A 19,353-nucleotide genomic window follows, 5' to 3' on the forward strand; every position below is an offset into this window, starting at 1 on the left:
ATCATGGTGGATCTGGAGATTGATGGGAGCCTGCTGACGCTACGGTTCCTGCCGCCTTACGCGGAGTCGGACGAGCGCGATTATCTGGCCGCGCTGGCCCGGGTCGGCGAGCATGATGCGCCATTCGAACTTCTGACCGTGTTCGGGGGCGGCGGGAAACTGTCCGTCGCCGGCGAGCGGGAGCAGGCGCTGTGGTTCAAGGCGACGCGTGGCCATATCTCCGCGCGCTGCCGTGCTGTGGCGATTGTACGCCCCGGCGCCAACAAGAAGATGGAAGAGACGTTTCGGAAGCTCTGGCCGATGCCGCTGGTGGCGCTCGAGGACGAGATCGCCGCGCGCGCCTTTCTCGCCGAACATCGCGGCCTCGCATGAGCACCGCGGAGCTCAACGCATCTGCGCCGGTCGCCGTCATGGGGCGCAAGCGGCTGTTCGTCGTCCTCGGCGGGCTGTATCTGGCGCAGGCGATCCCGTCCTATCTGTTCGCCGCCGCTTTGCCGCCGATCATGCGCGAAGCCGGCGTGTCGCGCAGCGAGATCGGCTATCTCAGCCTCTGGTTTCTGCCGTTGCTGCTGAAGTTCTTCTGGGCGCCGGTGGTGGATCGCATCCGCCCGTTCGCGCGCGCACATCGCGCCGGCTGGGTGATCGTGACCCAAACCGGGGTCATCATCAGCCTGCTGTGTTTGATCCCGCTCGGCGCAACCAATATCTGGGGCATCATCACGGTTGGCCTGTTCGGCTCGTTGCTGATCTCGACACAGGACATCGCAACTGATGGCTATGCCGCGAAATATCTCGCGCCGGAGGATCGCGCCATCGGCAATGCGATCCAAGGCGGCTCGGTCGCGTTTGGTGTCGTGATCGGCGGCACGCTCGGGCTGGTGCTGTATGCATATATCGGCTGGATCGGCATGCTGCTGACCATCGCCGGCTTCTCGTTGATACCGCTCTTCGCCGCCTTCGCCATGCGCGAGGAGGATGCCGGGCAGAGCGATCCGTCGAAGCCGCGGCCTTCGGTGATGGCCTTCCTGCGCCGCCGCGAGGTTCGCAACATTCTCTGGATCGCGCTGATCTACCGGATGAGCGAGGGCCTCGTGAAGGCGATGGAGGGCAGCTATCTGGTCGATGCCGGCGTGCCGCTCAAACAGATCGGTTATCTTTCCGGCGGCGCCGCGACGACGGCGGGCCTCGCGGGTGCCGCTGGCGCAGCATGGCTGTTGCAACGCTGCGGCACCGGCTGGACGCTGGGTCTGCTGGGCATTCTCCGCACCATCTGCTTTGCGCTGTTCACGGCGCATGCGCTTGGCGTGGTGACCGGCATCTGGCCGATTTTCGGCGCGGCCGGATTCCAGACCTTGATCCGCTATATGGAGATCGTCGCGCTCTACAGCCTGTTCATGGCGGCGGCATCGAAGGATCAGCCGGGCACCGACTTCACGATTCTCGCCTGCGCCCAGCTGATCATCTACTTCATCGGCTCGATGCTATCGGGCCGCATTGCCGACCTGCTCGGCTATGGGACGCTGTTCAGCGTCGCCACAGTGTTGTCGCTGATCGCGGCGATTGCAACGATGCGCATTCTCGCCGCGCAACCGCCCGCTAGTTCGATGCCGGCGCAGCCTGCGTGAAGCTGCGATCGACGGCCTTGCTGACATCGACCTGCTTCGACAGGATTCCGTAGCGCGTGGCGCGATCCGAGGCTTCCTGGAACTCCTTCACCACGCCATCGTCGATGGCGATCGGCCGTGTGTCCTGCGCCTTGTAGGCGCGCGCCAGCACGTCTTCCGGCAGCTTGGTCAGCTCGGCGGTGTTTTTGGCATATTCATTGACATGCTCGCGCGACCAGTTGCGGGCCTTGTTAAGCCGCTGCAACAGGTCGGCGACGGCCTCGCGCTTGGTGGCAATTGCCTGTTCGGAAGCGACGATAAAGGTCAGGGTCGGGGTCAGGCCCGTGCCATCGGCAACCACCCGCGCATTGTCTTTCAGCACGGCGTAGGAGATGTAGGGTTCCCATACGGCCCAGCCGTCGATCGAACCGGCGAGAAGTGCAATCTTGGCATCGACGGGACCGAGCGGCGCGAAAGTTGCGTCGCTGGTCTTGTAACCGGCTTTCTCCAGCGTCGCCTCAATCAGGAACTGGCCCCAGCCGCCGCGGGTGCCTGCGAGGCGCTTGCCCTTGAGGTCGGCAGCGGTCTTGATCGGTGAATCGTTGCGCACCAGGATCGCCTGTGTGTCCGCATTGGAGCGTGTGCCGCCGATCGCCTTGATCGGTGCGCCGTTGGCATAGACCGTGAGGAACGAGAGGTCGCCGGTGTAACCGACATCGAGTGCGCCGGCATTGATGGCTTCGAGGATCGGCGCCGCCGCGGGGAATTCCGACCACTGGATCTTGTAAGGCAAGTCCTTCGCCAAGCCGGAGATCTCCAGCAGCGAGCGGTTGCCGCCCTTCTGGTCGCCGACGCGCAACGTGATCTGGTCTGCTGCGAAAGCGGAGGTGGCGAGTGCTGCGCTGAAGGCTGTGGCAATGAGCGTTGATAGCAAACGGCGCGTAGGGGAAGCGGTGGTCATGGTCATTTTCTCTGATGCAATGGCGTGCATCAAAGCTACGTCCGACACGGATTCAGTCAATGAAATGGCTGACTGAATATCGTCGAGCGAAAGCAACGAATGTGGCGTTGTTGGAAATGGCGTGGAAGTTTTGCGCTTTCGGAAAATCTGATGTGTTTTGGCCCACCGTCAACCTGCGTGCGCATTCCCGCCCAACTCTGCCGCCTTTCCGCCAGAATTCCCTTCCGCGGCGCATTTGGTGCGCCGCAGAATAGCCACGAGCGTCAGCCGAAATAGGGAATGGATTACTCCGAACAGACAAAAACCCTGGCGCTATTTCGCAATCGGGCCGTTTGGAGCGCGACGGATTTGGAAGTCGCCCGGCATTCGGGCCGGGAGCATTTCAAAGTGGGTTGTGTGCTTCAATTGATTTCGTCGCTGACCGTGGGCGGGTCTGAGCGGCTGCTGATCAATTTCGCTGCCAGTTGCACGCCGGGAGAGGACATTCCGCAGGTTTTCGTTGTCATCAACGACTTTTTCCATCCCGACCTTGCTGCCGAGCTCTCAGCGACAGGTCATCCGGTCTACTTCCTCAAGCGTCCACCCGGGAACCGCAATCCACGTGTCATTCTAAGTTTACTCAACATCATCCGCCGTCACGATATTCGCATCATCCATGCGCATGACAGCGGCGCCAAGCACTTCGCCATGTTGAGTAAACTGTATCGTCCGATGAGCGTCGGCTACACGATTCACAATACCGGCCTCGTCAACGCGTGGGACCGCGTAAAGCTTCGGCTGCATCAGCGGTTCGTCGATTGGAACATCGCGATCTCTGCTGCGGTCGAGCGTGAATGTGAAGCTGTCAAACTGAAGCGCCTGTTCAAGGTGCATAACGGTATCCCGCTCGCGACATTCGATAGAGTGGCGCGGCAACGTCGCTTCGGCTCGCCGCTGCGGCTGATCAACGTGGCCCGCATCTATCCCAAGCAGAAGGGGCAGGACATCCTGATCAAGGCGGTCAGTCTCTGCGCGGCGCGCGGGCTCGACATTCGCTGCGATTTCGTCGGCAGCCCGCCGGAGGGCGACGAGTCGACCCTTCTGAGTTTGAAGGCACAGGCGATCGCCGAAAATGTCGCCGATCGTATTCGCTTCCTGTGTGGGCGCACCGATGTGTGCCGTCCGCTGGACGAGGCCGATATCTTCGTCCTGCCATCGCGTTTCGAAGGTTTCGGGCTGGTGCTGCTCGAAGCCATGGCCGTCGGCCTGCCCGTCATCGCCGCGGATGTTGATGGCCCGGCCGAACTGCTGGTGGATGGCTCGAACGGTATCAAATTCAAGGTCGGATCCGCTGAGGATCTCGCCGACAAGATCGCGGCGCTTGCGGCGCAGCCCGAGCTTGCCGCGAAGATCGCAAGGACGGCGAAGGATTTCGTCACCGAATTCGATATCGCCAATATGCGCGACCAGTATTTCGGCATCTACGGGCAGATGATGAAGGCGAGCTAGCCTCAGGTCTGGCGTGCGCGCTTGCCGGTCGCGGCGAGCTTGTCAGCGAGAAACTCCAGCAGCACTTCGACGCGGGCAGGGCGGGGACCTCCCGGCGGCGTGACCAGATAGACGCCGCTCGACGATTGCGACCAGTCCTGCAACACGGCCTCCAGCGCGCCGCTCGCCAATGCATCTCCGACGATGAAATCCGGCAGGTCGCTGATCCCCAATCCGGCGATCAGCGCAGGCAGCAGCGCCTCGCCATTGTTGACGCGGAGCGGCCCGGCCGGCCGAACGCTGGCCTGTTCGCCGGCCGCATTGGTGAAGTGCCAGACGCCGGGAGTCGAGAGATAGGTGTAGCCAAAGCATTTGTGGTCGGCGAGGTGCATGGGATGCGTTGGCCGGCCGTATTTCGCGAAATAGGACGGCGCGGCCACAATGTAACGCTTCACCGGACGCAGCCGCCGTGCGATCAGCGATGAATCCGGCAATGACGCGATGCGGATCGCGGCGTCAAAACCTTCGCCGATCAGATCGACGGTCGCGTCGCTGAGGCTGAGGTCGATGGAGACCTCCGGATACTGCGCCAGAAATTCCGGCAGCAGATGCGCCACCGTATTGGTGCCGTAGGTCATCGGCACGGCCAGCCGTACCAGCCCGCGCGGTGTCGCCGACTGCGCCAGCGCCTCGTTCTCAAGCGCTTCGCCGTCCGCCAGCAATTGCGCGGCCTTCACCGCCAGCGTCTTGCCGGAGTCGGTCAGCGCCAGCCGCCGTGAGGTCCGGTTGAACAGCCGTGCGCCCAAGCGATCCTCGAGCCGACCGACCGCCTTGGAGACGGTGGCCTTGGACAGGGTCAGCTCGGTCGCCGCCGCCGCAAAGGACCGCAGTTCGACCACCTTGGCGAAAATCGCCAGCGCCTCGAAGTCGGGAAGTTTGGGCATCTCAAAATCCGAAACGATGAGTTTCCATCATTTCTATTTATGCGCCATCTGCGCGGGCATATCCAGATGCCAAGGATGCAAATGCATCAAACGACGGAGATTTCGTCATGATCGACCTCAGACCTTTCGACAAACTCGGCGGCGCCGACCACGGCTGGCTCAAGGCCAAGCACCACTTCTCGTTCGGCAGCCATTATGACCCCGAGAATATGGGCCATGGCAGCTTGCGCGTCTGGAACGACGACGAGATCGCGCCGAACACCGGTTTCCCGGCTCATCCGCATTCCAACATGGAAATCATCACCTATGTCCGCGAAGGCGCTATCACGCATCAGGACAGTCTGGGCAACACGGGCCGCACCGAGGCCGGCGACGTCCAGGTGATGAGTGCGGGCTCGGGCATCCGGCACTCCGAATACAATCTGGAGGCATCGACCACGCGGATCTTCCAGATCTGGATCGAGCCCACCCAAACGGGCGGCCAGCCTTGCTGGGGCGCCAAGCCGTTCCCGAAGGCCGATCGCTCCGGCCAGTTCGTCACCATTGCCAGCGGCTTCAAGGACGACGCCGGGGCACTGCCTATCCGGGCTGACGCCCGCGTGCTGGCAACGACGCTGAAGGCCGGTGAGACCGCGCAATATCCGCTGGGTAGCTCGCGCAACGGCTACCTCGTGCCGGCGGCTGGCGCGATTGAGATCAACGGCATTCGCGTCAACGCCCGCGACGGCGTCGCCATCCGTGATGAAGCCAGCGTCACGATCACCGCGCTGGAAGATTCCGAACTCGTTCTGGTGGACGCGGCCTGACGGCGCCCACCAATTATCAACCGACCTACTCATCCCAATCCAATGGAGACTGACCATGACCAAAGTACTCGTTCTGTATTATTCCGCTTACGGCCATATCGAAGCGATGGCCAATGCCGTCGCCGAAGGTGCCCGCGAAGCCGGCGCCACTGTCGATATCAAGCGCGTGCCTGAACTGGTGCCTGCCGAGGTCGCCAAGGCGTCCTACTACAAGATGGACCAGGCTGCCCCGATCGCGACCATCGACGATCTTGCCAATTACGACGCGATCATCGTCGGCACCGGCACCCGCTTCGGCCGCATGTCCTCGCAGATGGCCAACTTCCTCGATCAGGCCGGTGGCCTGTGGATGAAGGGCGCGCTGCATGGCAAGGTCGGCGGTGCCTTCACCGCGACCGCGACCCAGCATGGCGGCCAGGAGACCACGCTGTTCTCCATCATCACCAACCTGCTGCATTTCGGCATGACCATCGTCGGCCTCAATTACGGCTTCCAGGGCCAGATGAAGCTCGATGAAGTCACCGGCGGCTCACCCTATGGCGCCACCACCCTGACCGGTGGCGACGGCAGCCGCCAGCCTTCGGCCAACGAGCTGGCCGGTGCCCGCTATCAGGGCAAGGCGATCGCCGAGACCGCGAAGAAACTTCACGGCTAAGCTGCGTGGCTAACTAAAAAGAGATGGCTGACAAGAGAAAGGCGGCGTTCTGATTGCAGAGCGCCGCCTTATCTATGCTGGAACAAACGGATTCGATTTCATCATGCTCGACGTGTATTTCATCTATCAGCTGGCCCGGCGGCCGCTGCACGCGATAGCCCGGAAATGGCTTTGTCGTGGCATCGCGCATGTGACCAAGGGCGAAGTCGTTTGCCCCGAATGCCGCCAACACTGAAACGTTCCTTGATTGTTGGACTGGCAAGGTTGCGTCTACGGAAGTAAACTTGGGCTATGTCCAAATCAACCAGCCCGCCGGTGCCAGCCCTCAGTATCCGTATCGACCTCGATTCCGAGGGACGGATCGGGCCGGGCAAGATTCAGCTTCTCGAACATATTCACGCTACCGGTTCGATTTCGGCCGCCGGCCGCGCCATGGCGATGTCCTACAAGCGGGCCTGGGATCTGGTGGATGAACTCAACCGGATCTGCGGGCAGCCTGCCGTCGAGCGCCAGACTGGCGGCAAGAATGGGGGTGGAGCTCTCCTCACGCCATTCGGCCTGACGCTCATCAAGCGCTATCGCGGCATCGAAAACGCAGCGACCACCGCCGCGCGCAAGGAGCTGCTGGCGCTGAAGGGCGATATCGGCAAGAAGCGCAGGTTCTAACCGGTCAAGCCGGCGGTATCATCGTTGTATCCGGATAAATATATCGTGACGGTCACCCCGATCGCGCTTTCGAATGGCTCTATTCTGGAATAGGATTGATCCATCCTTGGTCGCTCGTGGCGCGCCGTGGTCTAAACTGGAACTTCGCAATGTTCGACGCCCAATGCGATCTGGCTGCGCTTGTCTATGACAAGGATCAGGATCCCGACGCAGTGTTGCACACCTTCGCGGCGGATTTGAGCAAGCAGGGCATTCGCGCCGTCGGATTGGTGCAGCTCGGGCATCGCGAATTCGACGTGCCGAAGCTGACTGCGGTCATGCTGCACACCGGTGCGCAAGTGCGCTTGTTTCAGGATCTCGGTCCCGGCGCCAAGGGCTGCAAGCTCGATGTCGGGCAATTGCTCGATGCCGGCACGCAGGTCGCCGACGCCATCGACGAGGGCGCCGATCTCGTGATCATCAACCGGTTCGGCAAGCAGGAGCGCGAGGGCAAAGGGCTCGCTTATCTGATCGAGCGTGCGCTCAGCAGCGATATCCCCGTGGTGATCGCAGTGCCGTCGCATCGCTTGGCCGAATGGATCGCATTTGCCGATGGCATGAGCGTGAAGCTGCATTGCGATCGCGAGTCGCTCGATGGCTGGTGGGCAAAAGTCTCCTGCCGCAGCGAGGGGCTCATGCGTCAGGACCATCGCAGCGTTTGCGAAGTGCTGAAATAGAGTTTCATCAACGCGCAGCCGTCAATCGTCCGAATACCGTTGCTCCTGCCACGGGTCGCCGCGATTGTGATAGCCGCGGACTTCCCAGTAGCCGGGCTTGTCGTCGCTGACGAACTGGATGCGTTGCAGCCATTTCGCGCTCTTCCAGAAATACAGATGAGGCACGATCACGCGCACGGGGCCGCCATGGTCGCGTTCGATCGGAGAGCCCTGCCACGAATGTGCCAGCAGCGCGTCTTCGGCAGCGAAGTCTTCCAACGACAGATTGGTGGTGTAGCCGTCATGGGATTCCAGCACCACAAAGCGCGCGTCCGGCTTCGGCTGGCAGGCGTCGAGCAGCGCGCGGGTCGAAAGACCCTCCCACTGGTTGTCGTAACGCGACCAGGTGGTGACGCAGTGGATGTCCGAGATGAAGGTCGATTGCGGCTGCGCGCTGAACTGGCCGAAATCCCAGAACAGCGGCGTCTCGACGGCGCCGTAGACATCGAGGCGCCAGCGCTCGCGGGGGATGTCGGGTGTGATGCCCAGATCCAGCACCGGCCAGTCCTGGGTCAGGTGCTGGCCGGGCGGGAGCCGCTGGTCGTCCGGGCGTGCAATCTTGCCGGTGAGAAACCGGCCTTCGCGCGCCCAGCGCTGTTTGGTCTGCGTCAGCTTGGATTCCGGCGGGGTGTGATCCTCGGTCATGGCTGGCGCTCCTTGGCTAGACGTTGACCGTCACTCGTGACGGTGCATCGCCGACTTGTGCTTGGTGTCGCGCATGGTGGCGTAAATCAGCAGCGACAGGAAGATCATGCCCGACAGATAATAGTAGAACCACTGTTCATGACCGATCTGCTTGAAGTACAGCGCGATCGCCGGCGCCGTACCGCCGAAGATTGACACCGTCAGCGCATAGGGCACGCCAACGCCGAGGGCGCGGATATTGGTTGGGAACAGCTCGGCCTTCACGACCGCGTTGATCGAGGTATAGCCGGCGACGAACACCCAGGCGCCGCAGATCAGCAGGAACGCGATGAATGGCGACTTGGTGGCCTGCAACGCTGTCAGGATCGGAACAGTCGCCAGCGTGCCGGCAACGCCGAAGAAGATCAGCAGCGGCTTGCGGCCGATGCGGTCGGAGATCGCGCCATAGATCGGCTGCAGCAGGCAGGCGAATATCAGCGTGCCGAAGATCACCGTGGTGGTCTGGTCCGCGGTGAGGCCGACCGAGAGCTTGACGAAGGTCTGCATGTAGGTGGTGAAGGTATAGAACGCTGCGGTGCCGCCGGCGGTGAGGCCGACAACCAGCAGCAATTCGCGCGGATAGGCCATCAGCGCGCGCAGCGAACCCATTGGCTTGGCCTGCTTCTTCGCTTCAACGAACTGGTCAGTCTCGTGCATGTCGCGACGCATCACGGCGGTGAAGACCGCAAGACCAGCGCCGATCACGAACGGAATGCGCCAGCCCCAGTCCTTCAGCTCCTGCTCGCTGAGGAATACCTTCTGCAGCAGCAGGAGAACGATGATCGCGGTCAGCTGGCCGCCGATCAGGGTGACGTACTGGAAGCTCGAATAGAAGCCACGATGCTTGGGATCGGCAACTTCCGAGAGATAGGTGGCGCTGGCGCCGTATTCGCCGCCGAGGCTGAGGCCTTCAATGATGCGGGCGAGCGCAAGCAGGATCGGTGCCGCGATGCCGATGGTGGCATAGGTCGGCGTGCAGGCGATGATCAGCGAGCCGAAGCACATGCACAGGACCGAGATCGTCAGCGATATACGACGGCCATAGGTGTCGGCGAGATAGCCGAACAGCCAGCCGCCAAGCGGCCGCATCAGGAAGGTGGCGGCAAACAGCACGGCCGCATTGAGCTGCTGAACGACGGGGTCGGAGTTAGGGAAGAAGGCCGGCGCGAAATACAGGGCGAAGGCGGTGTAGGCGTAGAAGTCATACCATTCGACGAGATTGCCCATCGAGCCGATGAAGATCGCCTTGATGCGTTTTTTCGCATCGTCGAAGTGGAGTTTGCCGTCCGCCGGCGGTGCGAATGAATCTGCCACGTAGAACCCTCGTATTCCGTGAAATGAAATGTCCCGTTGCCACGCTCGGCATGAAAAGCCAATGCCGCGGAATGCATTGCTGCTGGCAGGATCGTTCTGTCAGGTGACGCGTGCATCCCCTGCGGCCACGCATGACTAGCCGCGATGTGCGACAATGTGGCTTAGACAAAAGTCTATAGGGCAGTGGTACTCCGGGCGGTCATGCCCAAAGGCATCGTCCTGGCCGGCACAGGGCCAGCCAGGACGAGCGAGTATGAGGGCGGAGTTCCGTTACTTCGCCGGGCGCGGATCGATCGGCGTGGAATCGCGCAGGCCCAAAATATCTTCCAGCACGCGCGCGCCGGCGAGCAGCGAGGCTTCGCCGCGCGGCGGGCCCACGACCTGCAATCCGACCGGCAGACCCTTTGAGGTGAAGCCGCAAGGCATCGACAACGCCGGGCAGCAGGTCAGCGTGATCGCATAGACGATGCCCAGCCACTGCACGTAGTTATCGAATTTGCTGCCGTTGCATTCGGCGAGATAGCGCTGCTCGATGGGGAACGGCGGCGTGATGGTCGCCGGGCACAGCAGCAGGTCGTAGGTCTGGAAGAACTCGTAGGCCCGCGCAGCCAGCGTGACACGCTGCGCTTCCGCCTTCGCCAGGTCATCGACCGTGAGCTTCAGGCCCTGCTCGATGTTCCAGATCACTTCCGGCTTCAGCTGATCGCGCTTGTCGCGGAGCAGCTGGAGCTTCGAGATCGCGAAGTCATAGGCGCGCAGCACATGGAAGCATTCGTGGGCTTCGCGCAGGTCGGGATGCGCTTCCTCGACGATCACGCCGGCGTCGGCGAATGCCATCGCTGCCTTGCGGGTGATGGCGACCACTTCGGGATCGACCGGGGTGATGCCGAGATCCGGCGAGTAGGCGATCCGCTTCGGCTTGGTGCCTGCGCGCACGGCGGAGCGGAACGAGGTCGGCAGTTTCGGCAGCGAGATCAGATCGGCAGGATGCTCGCCGCTCATGGCATCGAGCATCAGCGCGAGATCTTCCACGGTGCGGGCCATCGGGCCCTGCACGCTCACCATCCGGGCGAGCGCCACGGCGGGCGTCGACGCCACGCGGCCGACGCTCGGACGCAGGCCGACGATGCCGCAGAAGCTGGCGGGATTACGCAACGAGCCACCCATGTCGGAGCCATGGGCAATCCACGCCGTGCCGCTGGCAAGGGCTGCCGCGGCGCCGCCGGATGAGCCGGCGGCCGACTTCGACAGGTCCCACGGATTCAGCGTCGCCCCGAACACTTCGTTGAAGGTGTTGGCACCGGCGCCGAATTCAGGCGTGTTGGATTTCGCATAGATCACGCCGCCGTTTTCTTCGAGGCGTTCGACCAGCACGTTGGACTTGGTCGGCACCACGTCCTTGTAGATCGGCGAGCCCTGTGTGGTGCGCACGCCGGCGACGGCGGTGAGATCCTTGATCGGCACCGGCAGGCCGGCAAGGATGCCGCGTTCGCCGAGCGGCTTCTTCATCAGTTCTTTCGCAGCGTCGCGCGCGCGGTCGAAACACAGAATCGGCAGCGCGTTGACCTGGCCATCGACCTCCTTGATGCGGGCTTCCAGCGCGTCCAGCAGGTCGAGCGGCGTTACCGTCCCGGCATTGAGTTGATCGACCACGGCGCAGGCCGTTGCTTTGATGAGATCTTGCTGAGAGGCCACGCACGTCTCCAATTTCGGATGCAGAGCAATTCGTATGCTTGGGATGTCGATCCCGACGTAGCCGTGTAGACCATTTTCTGGATAAATGGGACTCGCAGGCAGTATCGCCTCACACAATGCAGGGATGCAACCATGAGTAAGCCTTTCGGCGATTCCAACTGGCGCGCGATGACACGCGAGCAGCTCGATGCCGGTCTCAACAACTCGACCGCCGTTGCGGGCAGCGCCGACATCGCCGCCGGATGGGGCCAGCGCTCTGACGCGATGAAGGCGAAGTACCCTGCGCATCTCGATGTCGCCTACGGTCCACGCGAGCGCAACAGGTTCGATTTCATCAAGGCCGCCGACGGCGGGCCGACACTGCTGCTGATCCATGGTGGCTACTGGCAGATGCGCTCGAAGGACTTCTTCACCTGCTTCGCCGCGGGCCCGATCGCTCACGGCATCAACGTCGCGGCAATCGGCTACACACTGGCGCCGGAGGCGACGCTCGACGAGATCGTCGCCGAGATGCATGCTGGCGTCGATGCGCTGGCCGAGAAGCTTCCGTCGCTCGGCGGCGATCCGAACCGTATCGTTGTGTCGGGCTGGTCAGCGGGCGGTCACCTCACCTCGACGACACTGTCGCATCCGAAGGTCAAAGGCGGGGTCGCCATTTCAGGCATCTACGATCTCGAACCGATCCGCGCGTCCTATCTCAACGAGAAGCTCAAGCTCGACGAGGCGATGTCGAAGCGCCAGTCGCCGTTGCTGCAGGATGGTGGCCCGAACAAGCCGCTGGCGCTGGTGGTCGGCGGCGGCGAGTTGCCGATCCTGCGCCAGCAGACGGCAGACCTTGCCGTGCATCGGGCAAAGTATGGTCTGCCGGTGAGCTATGAGGAGATCCCGGGCGCGGATCACTTCTCGATCATGAAAGAACTGGAATCGCCGACGGGGCGGATCACGACGCTGATCAAGGAATTGGTCGCGCGGATCTAAAATCAGACCAACAACTTGAATATGCGAGACGTCTCCCGGCGCCGCTCGTCTGCGCCGGGATTGTGTTGTCTACAGCCCCTGTCCGCCCGACACCTCGATCCGCTGTGCGTTCACCCAGCGATTATCCTCCGACAGCAGGCTCGCGATCATCGGCCCGATATCGTCGGGCAGGCCGACGCGGCCAAGGGCGGTCATGCCGGCGATCGTCTTGTTGATGTCCGGATTGTCACGCACGGCACCGCCGCCGAAATCGGTCTCGATCGCGCCGGGCGCGACCGTGTTCACAGTGATCCGGCGGCTGCCCAGTTCCTTCGCTATATACATCGTCATGACCTCAATGGCGCCCTTCATCGCGGCATAAGCAGCATAGCCGGGGAGGCACATGCGGGTCAGCCCGGACGACAGGTTCACGATGCGGCCGCCGTCTGCGATCAGTGGCAGCAGTGTCTGCGTCAGAAAGAACACGCCTTTGAAATGGACGTTCACCAGCCCATCGAACTGCGCCTCGGTAGTGTCGGAGATCAGTGCATAATCGCCGTGTCCGGCATTGTTCACGAGATGGTCGAACGTCTCGCGCGACCATGTATCGCGCAGAGCTGTCCGCAGACGCTCGGCAAAAACGGCGAAGCCGGCAATCTTGCCGGTGTCGAGTTGCAGCGCCACCGCCTTGCGGCCCATGCGTTGGATTTCGGAGACGACAGCCTGTGCGTCTTCGCTGCGGCTTTGATAGGTGAGGAGGACATCGCCGCCGTGACGGGCGATGTTGAGAGCGGTATTGCGGCCGAGACCGCGGCTGGCACCGGTAACGAGGGTAATCTTGGTCATGGTCAGCTCCTGTGGTGTGACCATTCCGATATCGCTCCGGGAGGTCGGGCTTGGTTGCCCGAAGCTCGACGTTCCTTGCCTAATCCTCCAAAATCATGTGCTGGCGCATTTGTGATGATGTAGGCTGGGCGTCATGACCACGCTTCTCAATGCCGTTCGCCGTTACACAGAGGCCCATGCTGATAGTGCCGGCATCGCGACCACGCCGATCCTCGGCCTTGCTGCCGTGCGCGCAACCACGCCCAGCGATATCGTCCATGCGATCTTCCAGCCGCTGATCTGCCTCGTCGTGCAGGGCACCAAGCATGTCACCATGGGCACGGAGAGTTTTGTCTTCGCTGCCGGGGATTCGCTGATCATCACGGCCGATGTTCCGATCGTCAGTCAGATCACACGGGCGAGCATTTCCGCGCCCTATCTCTCGCTGGTGTTCGAACTTGATCTGGCCGTGATCGCCGAACTGGTTGTCGAGATGAAAGCGGAGCCAAGCGCCGATCTCGCGCGTGTCCGGGTCGAGCCCACCGATGCCGAAGTTGCGGACGCGGCGTTGCGGCTGATGCGCTTGCTCGATCGTCCGGCGTCATTGCCGGTGCTGCGTGCACAGCTGGTGCGCGAGATGCATTATTGGCTTCTGGCTGGTCGCCACGGGCCGGCGATCCGACGGCTTGGCTGGCCGGACAGCCACGCACAGCGTGTCGCGCGCGCGGTTGCGGTGTTGCGCACCGAGTTCGCGCGGCCGGTGCTGATCGAGCGTCTCGCAGATGTTGCGGGCATGAGCCCGTCGTCATTCCACCAGCATTTTCGCAGCGTGACGTCGCTCACGCCGCTGCAGTTCCAGAAGCAGTTGCGCCTGATCGAGGCGCGGCGGCTGATGTTGTGGGAAGGCGCGACCGCGAGCAGCGCGGCCTTCGCCGTCGGTTATGAGAGCGTGCCGCAATTCACCCGGGAATATGGCCGCATGTTCGGCGCGCCGCCGGTACGCGATATCGAATCGGCGCGGGAGAAAGCACGCGCCGTCGCATGATCGGGAGCGTCACGATTTTCTAGTGCGTACGCGCCAAACAGAAAGCGACGACCTGCTCCAGCGGGGTCTTCATCGGCGACGGAAACAGCGCGAGCGCATTGACGGCCATGGCGCCGGAATGCCGCGCCGCTCATTCGATTGCGGCGACGCGAATGGGACGTGTTCCGACCGGAGCGCCGGTCTCGCGGTCGATGGTAACGGGATCGATCTCCGTTCCGGCCTCTGCGTCGAAGAACCGGGTGACGTCGCCCCCGCCGCGATGCTTGCGTCCCCACGCGCCGATCGCAAATAGCACCGGGAGAAAGTCGCGGCCGGCTTCCGTCAGCACATATTCGTCCCGTGGCGGACGCTCGGAATAGCGACGTTTCTCCAGCAGCCCTTCGTCGGTCAGGGCTGAAAGACGCCCCGTCAGCATCGTTGGTGCGATACCGAGGCCTTTGCGGAAATCATCGAAGCGGGTCAGCCCCGCATGGGCGTCGCGCATGATCAGCATGCTCCATGCGTCCCCCACTACCGCAAGGCTTCGGGCAATCAGGCATGGCTTGTCCGAAAGATTCTTCATGTCGATATCTTTTTAGTAGTGACTTACTATTAATTCGATAGTAACACCGTCTCCAAGGATGTTCCACGATAAAATGAAGGCAGAAGCGATGAGTACAGGAGAGCGCAGCCGTGTCGGGTTGGTGACAGCACAGGTGCTGCGGCAATGGAGCAAACAATGACGAGTGCTCCTGGCAACGTCGGATCTGGTGTGCGCTACGTTGAGGCGCCCAATCTCTCCATCAACGTCGGAGGAACTGCCTTTGCCTATCGAGATCTAGGCCCCCGGGGCGGCGTGCCGCTCGTTCTCCTCAATCATTGGGGAGCGGTGCTGGACAATTTCGACCCGCGGATCGTTGACGGCCTCGCCAGCAAACACCGCGTGATCGCGACCAACTATCGCGGCATCGGTGCGTCGGGCGGAACAGCTCCTGTGACTATCGACGAAATGGCGCGCGGCGCGATTGCCCTGATCCGGGCGCTGGGTTTCGAGAAGGTCGATCTGCTCGGCTTTTCCCTCGGCGGATTTGTAGCGCAGGATGTTGCGCTCAAGGCTCCCGGTCTTGTGCGAAAGCTCATCCTGACTGGCACCGGTCCTGCAGGCGGCAAAGGTATCGATAAGGTCGGAGCGGTGTCCTGGCCGCTCATGATCAAGGGTCTGCTGACGCTACGCGACCCGAAATTGTATCTGTTTTTCACATCTACGGCCAATGGTCGCCAGGCCGCGAAGGCCTTTCTGAAGCGGTTGAAGGAACGCAAGGCGGACAGGGACAAGGGCCCGACTCCTGGCGCCTTCCTGCGGCAACTCAAGGCAATCAAAGCCTGGGGCCGACAGGCGCCTCAGGATCTCGGCCGTATCAAGATCCCCGTCCTGATCGCGAATGGCGACAACGATATCATGGTCCCGACTGTGAACAGCACCGACTTGGCCGAACGCATCCCCGGAGCGCAACTGGTGATCTACGAAGACGCCGGGCATGGCGGGATATTCCAGTACCACGCTGATTTCGTGCCGAAGGCTCTTTCCTTCCTGAGCGATTGGCGCCGCTGCTAACTTGAGATTGGAGAAAGCCCATGAAGGCATTCGTCGTTGATAAGTACAAAAAGAAGGGCGCTCTGCGCCTGGCCAACGTGCCCGAACCGGAAGTGCAGGACACTGATGTTCTGGTCCGGGTTCACGCCACAGCTGTGAACCTGCTGGATTCCAAGCTCCGGGATGGAGAGTTCAAGCTTATTCTTCCCTATCGTCCGCCTTTCATCCTGGGTCACGACGTCGCCGGAACGGTTGTCAGGACAGGATCCAGGGCCAGCCGGTTCAAGGTGGGCGACGAAGTCTATGCGCGGCCGCGCGATCATCGGGTCGGTACATTCGCCGAATTCACCGCCATCAATGAAGCTGACGTGGCGCTGAAGCCGAAAAATCTCAGCATGACGGAAGCGGCATCCATCCCGCTGGTGGGGCTGACGGCGTGGCAAGCGCTGGTCGAAGTGGGCAAGGTAAAGCCCGGTCAGAAGGTCTTCATTCAGGCCGGCTCCGGTGGTGTCGGGACTTTTGCAATCCAGCTCGCCAAGCATCTCGGCGCTACAGTTGCGACGACAACCAGTGCAAGGAATGTCGAACTGGTCAAAAGTCTCGGGGCGGATGTGGTCATCGACTACAAGACGCAGGACTTCGAGAAGGTCCTGTCGGGCTACGATCTTGTGCTGAATAGTCAGGATCCAAAGACGCTCGATAAATCTCTGGGTGTGCTCAAGCCGGGCGGCCAGCTCATTTCCATTTCCGGTCCGCCCGATCCGGCTTTCGCCAAGGAAGCCGGTCTGAACCTGTTCCTGAAACTGGTCATGCGCCTGCTAAGCCGAGGGGTCCGAAAAAAGGCTAAGGGCCTCGGTGTACGCTATTCATTCCTGTTTATGCGCGCGCAGGGGCAGCAGTTGAGCGAGATCACGTCCCTGATCGAAGCCGGCGTGATCCGGCCGGTCGTCGATAAGGTGTTCCCGTTCGAGAACACCGGGGATGCGCTGGCCTATGTCGAGACCGGCCGCGCGAAGGGCAAGGTGGCCATCGCGGTGCAGTGATGTCTGGCCTTAGTGCGTCCGTGCCAGACAGAACGCCACGACCTGCTCCAGTGCAGTCTTCATCGGCGATGACGGAAATAGCGCCAGCGCATCAACGGCCATGGCGCCGTAATGCTGGGCGCGGTTGATCGTGTCTTCCAGTGCGCGGTGCTTGGTCATCAGGCCGATGGCGTGATCGAGGTCGCCTTCGCCGATCTCGCCGCGCTCCAGCGCCTTGATCCAGAATTCGCGCTCGGCGTCGTTGCCGCGGCGGAAGGCGAGCACCACGGGCAGGGTGATCTTGCCCTCACGGAAATCGTCGCCGACATTCTTGCCGAGCTTGGCAGCCTTGCCGCCGTAATCGAGCACGTCGTCGATGAGCTGGAAGGCGATGCCGAGATTCATGCCGACCGAACGGCACGCGGTCTGTTCGGCCTTCGGGCGGTTCGCGATTACCGGGCCAACTTCGCAGGCGGCGGCAAACAGTTCAGCCGTCTTGCCGCGGATGACCGCGAGATATTCGTCTTCGGTGGTCGCGGTGTTCTTGGCGGCGGCGAGCTGCATCACTTCGCCTTCGGCGATCGTCGCAGCAGCCGAGGAAAGAATATCGAGTGCACGCAGCGAGCCGACTTCGACCATCATGCGGAAGGCCTGGCCGAGCAGGAAGTCGCCGACCAGCACCGACGCTTCGTTACCCCACAGCATGCGCGCGGACAGCTTGCCACGGCGCAGTTCGCTCTGGTCGACCACGTCGTCATGCAACAGCGTCGCGGTGTGCATGAATTCGACGGAGGCCGCGAGCTTGATATGGCCGTCGCCGGTGTAGCCGGTGAGATTGGCCATCGCGAGCGTCAGCATCGGGCGCAGCCGCTTGCCGCCCGACGAGATCAGATGGTTGGCGACCTCGGGGATCATGGTGACTTCCGAGCCGGTCCGAGACAGGATCGTCGCATTGACGCGCTCCATGTCAGGAGCGACAAGGCTGACCAACTGGTCGATCGACGCTGTCGCGTGACTCTCGAAGGGAACAATCACCGCCACGCTGGGCTCTCCGAATTACAAGGGCGCTTCGTCGGGCCATGAAAAAGGCAGGCACTGGCAGCGCTTATATTCAAATAGGGCGAATTCACGTTGAAAACAGGTGTCCCCATCTGCTGAATTGCCGTCGACCGATATCGGGCCGCACAATAGAAACTGCGCAGCGGCGCGGCAAGGGCATCGGAACCTTGACTTCCCCATAGATACACACCCGGTTACTGGCAGGGAGCGACCTCCAATTGCGCGAAATCATGCGGACGAACGATGTGGTGCTGGTCTCGGCGGTGGGCGCGCTGCTCGACGGCGCGAATATCCACCATCTGGTGCTGGACCAGAATATGAGCGTGATCGAGGGATCGCTGGGCATCATTCCGCGCCGGATCCTGGTGCATGAAGACGATGATCTGCAGGCGCGCCGCGTGCTGACGGATGCCGGACTGGCCCACGAGTTGCGGCCGCAGGATTGATGTGATGGCTGACGCGATCGTGACCACGGAGGACGGCTTCCTGGGTGGCCAATTGCGGCTGCGGCAGCCGAAATCCGGTCATCGCGCCGGCCATGACGCGATCCTGCTGGCGGCCGCAACGTCAGCGCAGGCCGGTCACAAGGTCGTCGATTTCGGATCGGGCGTAGGGACGGCAGGTCTGGCGCTGGCCAGACGCGTCTCCAGCGTGTCCCTGACACTGGTCGAGATCGATCCACAACTTGTTGAACTAGCGAGAGAAAACGCTGCGGCGAACTGTATCGCGGCTGATGTCGTCACGCTCGACATCGCCGCAAGCGCGGAGCTGTTCGCTGCCGCAGGCCTGCCGCAAGACAGCGCCGACGCGGTGCTGATGAATCCGCCCTTCAACGATCCCGCGCGCCATCGCGCCTCGCCGAACAAATTGCGCGAGATCGCCCATGTCGCGACGGAGGACACGTTGCAGACATGGATTCACGCGGCGCGCCGGCTGCTCAAATCCGGCGGCGTGCTGACGCTGATCTGGCGGGCGGACGGACTGGCCGATGTGTTGACTGCGCTGGACCGCGGCTTCGGGAGTGTCGCGATCATGCCGGTGCATGGCGATGCGGAGGCGCCAGCGATCAGGGTGTTGGTGCGTGCTGTGAAGGGTGGCCGCGCGCCTGCGGCAATTGAGCCCGGCATCTCGCTGCGGGATGCGGATGGCGCGCCTGATCTCCATATCCAGCGCGTGCTGGCCGGGCAGGCGGTTCTGCCATGGTCATCGCTTCGGGCATCGCTCTAGGCGATGCCGCAGTCAGCGTGTTGTTTATTGAGGAGCTGTTTCGGAGCGTTTCTGCGGCGCAGACGTGAAATGAATCGCCGTCAGAAGCGTGCCC

Annotated in this window: 22 protein-coding genes and 1 pseudogene; 13 read left to right on the forward strand and 10 right to left on the reverse strand. The window is 62.2% G+C overall.

Translation table 11 applies throughout. The annotated features are described in order from the left end of the window. Positions 1-3 precede the first annotated feature (3 nt). Positions 4-372, forward strand: a complete 369-nt coding sequence (locus SFY93_RS07990) for a hypothetical protein (protein ID WP_089262497.1) — start codon at positions 4-6, stop codon at positions 370-372. Continuing rightward, positions 369-1,625: an MFS transporter gene (locus tag SFY93_RS07995; protein ID WP_320446676.1), complete on the forward strand. Its 1,257-nt coding sequence runs from the start codon at positions 369-371 to the stop codon at positions 1,623-1,625. Before SFY93_RS07990 ends, SFY93_RS07995 begins: the two co-directional genes overlap by 4 nt. On the opposite strand, the gene SFY93_RS08000 is transcribed toward SFY93_RS07995, so the two are convergent. Next, entirely contained in the window at positions 1,597-2,565 is a 969-nt protein-coding gene (locus SFY93_RS08000; protein WP_320446677.1) for an ABC transporter substrate-binding protein, read from the reverse strand. The two genes, SFY93_RS07995 and SFY93_RS08000, sit on opposite strands and share 29 nt — an antisense overlap. Positions 2,566-2,961: 396 nt before the next feature. Here SFY93_RS08000 and SFY93_RS08005 point away from each other — a divergent pair, with 396 nt between their 5' ends. Beyond that, positions 2,962-4,053: a glycosyltransferase family 4 protein gene (locus SFY93_RS08005; RefSeq protein WP_320446678.1), complete on the forward strand. Its 1,092-nt coding sequence runs from the start codon at positions 2,962-2,964 to the stop codon at positions 4,051-4,053. 2 nt (positions 4,054-4,055) lie between these two features. On the opposite strand, the gene SFY93_RS08010 is transcribed toward SFY93_RS08005, so the two are convergent. Continuing rightward, positions 4,056-4,976 (reverse strand): LysR family transcriptional regulator, encoded by a 921-nt coding sequence (locus SFY93_RS08010; RefSeq protein ID WP_320446679.1) that lies wholly within the window; start codon positions 4,974-4,976, stop codon positions 4,056-4,058. A 107-nt stretch (positions 4,977-5,083) separates the two neighbouring features. Between SFY93_RS08010 and SFY93_RS08015 the strand changes: the two genes are divergently transcribed. Together SFY93_RS08015 and wrbA are read left to right on the forward strand one after the other, a co-directional pair. After that, positions 5,084-5,782, forward strand: coding sequence for a pirin family protein (locus SFY93_RS08015; RefSeq protein ID WP_231078128.1), 699 nt, complete (start codon positions 5,084-5,086; stop codon positions 5,780-5,782). 55 nt (positions 5,783-5,837) lie between these two features. Further along, positions 5,838-6,437 (forward strand): NAD(P)H:quinone oxidoreductase, encoded by a 600-nt coding sequence (gene wrbA / locus SFY93_RS08020; RefSeq protein WP_068733146.1) that lies wholly within the window; start codon positions 5,838-5,840, stop codon positions 6,435-6,437. A gap of 13 nt (positions 6,438-6,450) precedes the next feature. On the opposite strand, the gene SFY93_RS08025 is transcribed toward wrbA, so the two are convergent. Continuing rightward, entirely contained in the window at positions 6,451-6,669 is a 219-nt protein-coding gene (locus SFY93_RS08025; RefSeq protein ID WP_320446680.1) for a hypothetical protein, read from the reverse strand. Positions 6,670-6,728: 59 nt separating this feature from the next. On the opposite strand from SFY93_RS08025, the gene SFY93_RS08030 reads away from it, so the two are divergent. Further along, positions 6,729-7,103 (forward strand): winged helix-turn-helix domain-containing protein, encoded by a 375-nt coding sequence (locus tag SFY93_RS08030; RefSeq protein ID WP_320446681.1) that lies wholly within the window; start codon positions 6,729-6,731, stop codon positions 7,101-7,103. A 149-nt stretch (positions 7,104-7,252) separates the two neighbouring features. Then, on the forward strand, positions 7,253-7,819 hold the full coding sequence (locus tag SFY93_RS08035) for a DUF2478 domain-containing protein (protein WP_320446682.1): 567 nt from the start codon (positions 7,253-7,255) through the stop codon (positions 7,817-7,819). 21 nt (positions 7,820-7,840) lie between these two features. On the opposite strand, the gene SFY93_RS08040 is transcribed toward SFY93_RS08035, so the two are convergent. From SFY93_RS08040 to SFY93_RS08050, 3 genes are all read right to left on the reverse strand, one after another. Then, positions 7,841-8,503 carry a sulfite oxidase-like oxidoreductase gene (locus SFY93_RS08040; protein ID WP_320446683.1) on the reverse strand — a complete coding sequence of 221 codons (663 nt, stop codon included), beginning with the start codon at positions 8,501-8,503 and terminating at the stop codon, positions 7,841-7,843. Positions 8,504-8,533: 30 nt separating this feature from the next. Then, positions 8,534-9,769 carry an MFS transporter gene (locus tag SFY93_RS08045; RefSeq protein WP_320447718.1) on the reverse strand — a complete coding sequence of 412 codons (1,236 nt, stop codon included), beginning with the start codon at positions 9,767-9,769 and terminating at the stop codon, positions 8,534-8,536. 357 nt (positions 9,770-10,126) lie between these two features. After that, on the reverse strand, positions 10,127-11,551 hold the full coding sequence (locus tag SFY93_RS08050) for an amidase (protein WP_320446684.1): 1,425 nt from the start codon (positions 11,549-11,551) through the stop codon (positions 10,127-10,129). 132 nt (positions 11,552-11,683) lie between these two features. On the opposite strand from SFY93_RS08050, the gene SFY93_RS08055 reads away from it, so the two are divergent. Further along, positions 11,684-12,529 (forward strand): alpha/beta hydrolase, encoded by an 846-nt coding sequence (locus SFY93_RS08055; protein WP_320446685.1) that lies wholly within the window; start codon positions 11,684-11,686, stop codon positions 12,527-12,529. Between the two features lie 69 nt (positions 12,530-12,598). Here the strand turns inward: SFY93_RS08055 and SFY93_RS08060 are convergent, their stop codons facing one another. Next, the gene (locus SFY93_RS08060) at positions 12,599-13,354 is read right to left on the reverse strand and encodes an SDR family oxidoreductase (RefSeq protein ID WP_320446686.1); all 756 of its coding nucleotides are present in this window, start codon (positions 13,352-13,354) and stop codon (positions 12,599-12,601) included. A 133-nt stretch (positions 13,355-13,487) separates the two neighbouring features. Between SFY93_RS08060 and SFY93_RS08065 the strand changes: the two genes are divergently transcribed. Continuing rightward, a complete protein-coding gene (locus SFY93_RS08065) occupies positions 13,488-14,378 on the forward strand; it encodes an AraC family transcriptional regulator (RefSeq protein ID WP_320446687.1) in 891 nt (296 codons plus the stop codon). A 19-nt stretch (positions 14,379-14,397) separates the two neighbouring features. Here the strand turns inward: SFY93_RS08065 and SFY93_RS08070 are convergent. After that, positions 14,398-14,512 (reverse strand): annotated as a pseudogene (locus SFY93_RS08070) (polyprenyl synthetase family protein); the annotation flags it as partial. Continuing rightward, a complete protein-coding gene (locus SFY93_RS08075) occupies positions 14,509-14,940 on the reverse strand; it encodes a winged helix-turn-helix transcriptional regulator (RefSeq protein WP_320446688.1) in 432 nt (143 codons plus the stop codon). The gene SFY93_RS08075 and the pseudogene SFY93_RS08070, both read right to left, overlap by 4 nt. 156 nt (positions 14,941-15,096) lie before the next feature. Here SFY93_RS08075 and SFY93_RS08080 point away from each other — a divergent pair, with 156 nt between their 5' ends. Both SFY93_RS08080 and SFY93_RS08085 read left to right on the forward strand, forming a co-directional pair. Further along, positions 15,097-15,972 carry an alpha/beta fold hydrolase gene (locus SFY93_RS08080; RefSeq protein WP_320446689.1) on the forward strand — a complete coding sequence of 292 codons (876 nt, stop codon included), beginning with the start codon at positions 15,097-15,099 and terminating at the stop codon, positions 15,970-15,972. Between the two features lie 20 nt (positions 15,973-15,992). Beyond that, entirely contained in the window at positions 15,993-16,994 is a 1,002-nt protein-coding gene (locus tag SFY93_RS08085; protein WP_320446690.1) for an NADP-dependent oxidoreductase, read from the forward strand. A gap of 9 nt (positions 16,995-17,003) precedes the next feature. On the opposite strand, the gene SFY93_RS08090 is transcribed toward SFY93_RS08085, so the two are convergent. Then, positions 17,004-18,014: a polyprenyl synthetase family protein gene (locus SFY93_RS08090; RefSeq protein WP_089262468.1), complete on the reverse strand. Its 1,011-nt coding sequence runs from the start codon at positions 18,012-18,014 to the stop codon at positions 17,004-17,006. Between the two features lie 236 nt (positions 18,015-18,250). On the opposite strand from SFY93_RS08090, the gene SFY93_RS08095 reads away from it, so the two are divergent. Both SFY93_RS08095 and SFY93_RS08100 read left to right on the forward strand, forming a co-directional pair. After that, positions 18,251-18,478 carry a putative signal transducing protein gene (locus SFY93_RS08095; protein ID WP_068733164.1) on the forward strand — a complete coding sequence of 76 codons (228 nt, stop codon included), beginning with the start codon at positions 18,251-18,253 and terminating at the stop codon, positions 18,476-18,478. A gap of 4 nt (positions 18,479-18,482) precedes the next feature. After that, positions 18,483-19,259 carry a tRNA1(Val) (adenine(37)-N6)-methyltransferase gene (locus SFY93_RS08100; protein ID WP_320446691.1) on the forward strand — a complete coding sequence of 259 codons (777 nt, stop codon included), beginning with the start codon at positions 18,483-18,485 and terminating at the stop codon, positions 19,257-19,259. Positions 19,260-19,353: the final 94 nt, after the last annotated feature.

Origin of the sequence: Tardiphaga sp. 42S5, assembly GCF_034044155.1 — a bacterium.
Taxonomy (GTDB): Bacteria; Pseudomonadota; Alphaproteobacteria; order Rhizobiales; family Xanthobacteraceae; genus Tardiphaga; species Tardiphaga robiniae.

Bases quoted from the DNA above. Each gene is read 5' to 3' on its own strand.
- SFY93_RS07990 (WP_089262497.1), top strand. From the start codon at position 4: ATGGTGGATCTGGAGATTGATGGGAGCCTGCTGACGCTACGGTTCCTG.
- SFY93_RS07995 (WP_320446676.1), top strand. From the start codon at position 369: ATGAGCACCGCGGAGCTCAACGCATCTGCGCCGGTCGCCGTCATGGGG.
- SFY93_RS08000 (WP_320446677.1), bottom strand. From the start codon at position 2,565: ATGACCACCGCTTCCCCTACGCGCCGTTTGCTATCAACGCTCATTGCC.
- SFY93_RS08010 (WP_320446679.1), bottom strand. From the start codon at position 4,976: ATGCCCAAACTTCCCGACTTCGAGGCGCTGGCGATTTTCGCCAAGGTG.
- SFY93_RS08015 (WP_231078128.1), top strand. From the start codon at position 5,084: ATGATCGACCTCAGACCTTTCGACAAACTCGGCGGCGCCGACCACGGC.
- wrbA (WP_068733146.1), top strand. From the start codon at position 5,838: ATGACCAAAGTACTCGTTCTGTATTATTCCGCTTACGGCCATATCGAA.
- SFY93_RS08030 (WP_320446681.1), top strand. From the start codon at position 6,729: ATGTCCAAATCAACCAGCCCGCCGGTGCCAGCCCTCAGTATCCGTATC.
- SFY93_RS08035 (WP_320446682.1), top strand. From the start codon at position 7,253: ATGTTCGACGCCCAATGCGATCTGGCTGCGCTTGTCTATGACAAGGAT.
- SFY93_RS08040 (WP_320446683.1), bottom strand. From the start codon at position 8,503: ATGACCGAGGATCACACCCCGCCGGAATCCAAGCTGACGCAGACCAAA.
- SFY93_RS08045 (WP_320447718.1), bottom strand. From the start codon at position 9,769: ATGGGCAATCTCGTCGAATGGTATGACTTCTACGCCTACACCGCCTTC.
- SFY93_RS08055 (WP_320446685.1), top strand. From the start codon at position 11,684: ATGAGTAAGCCTTTCGGCGATTCCAACTGGCGCGCGATGACACGCGAG.
- SFY93_RS08060 (WP_320446686.1), bottom strand. From the start codon at position 13,354: ATGACCAAGATTACCCTCGTTACCGGTGCCAGCCGCGGTCTCGGCCGC.
- SFY93_RS08065 (WP_320446687.1), top strand. From the start codon at position 13,488: ATGACCACGCTTCTCAATGCCGTTCGCCGTTACACAGAGGCCCATGCT.
- SFY93_RS08075 (WP_320446688.1), bottom strand. From the start codon at position 14,940: ATGAAGAATCTTTCGGACAAGCCATGCCTGATTGCCCGAAGCCTTGCG.
- SFY93_RS08080 (WP_320446689.1), top strand. From the start codon at position 15,097: ATGACGAGTGCTCCTGGCAACGTCGGATCTGGTGTGCGCTACGTTGAG.
- SFY93_RS08085 (WP_320446690.1), top strand. From the start codon at position 15,993: ATGAAGGCATTCGTCGTTGATAAGTACAAAAAGAAGGGCGCTCTGCGC.
- SFY93_RS08100 (WP_320446691.1), top strand. From the start codon at position 18,483: ATGGCTGACGCGATCGTGACCACGGAGGACGGCTTCCTGGGTGGCCAA.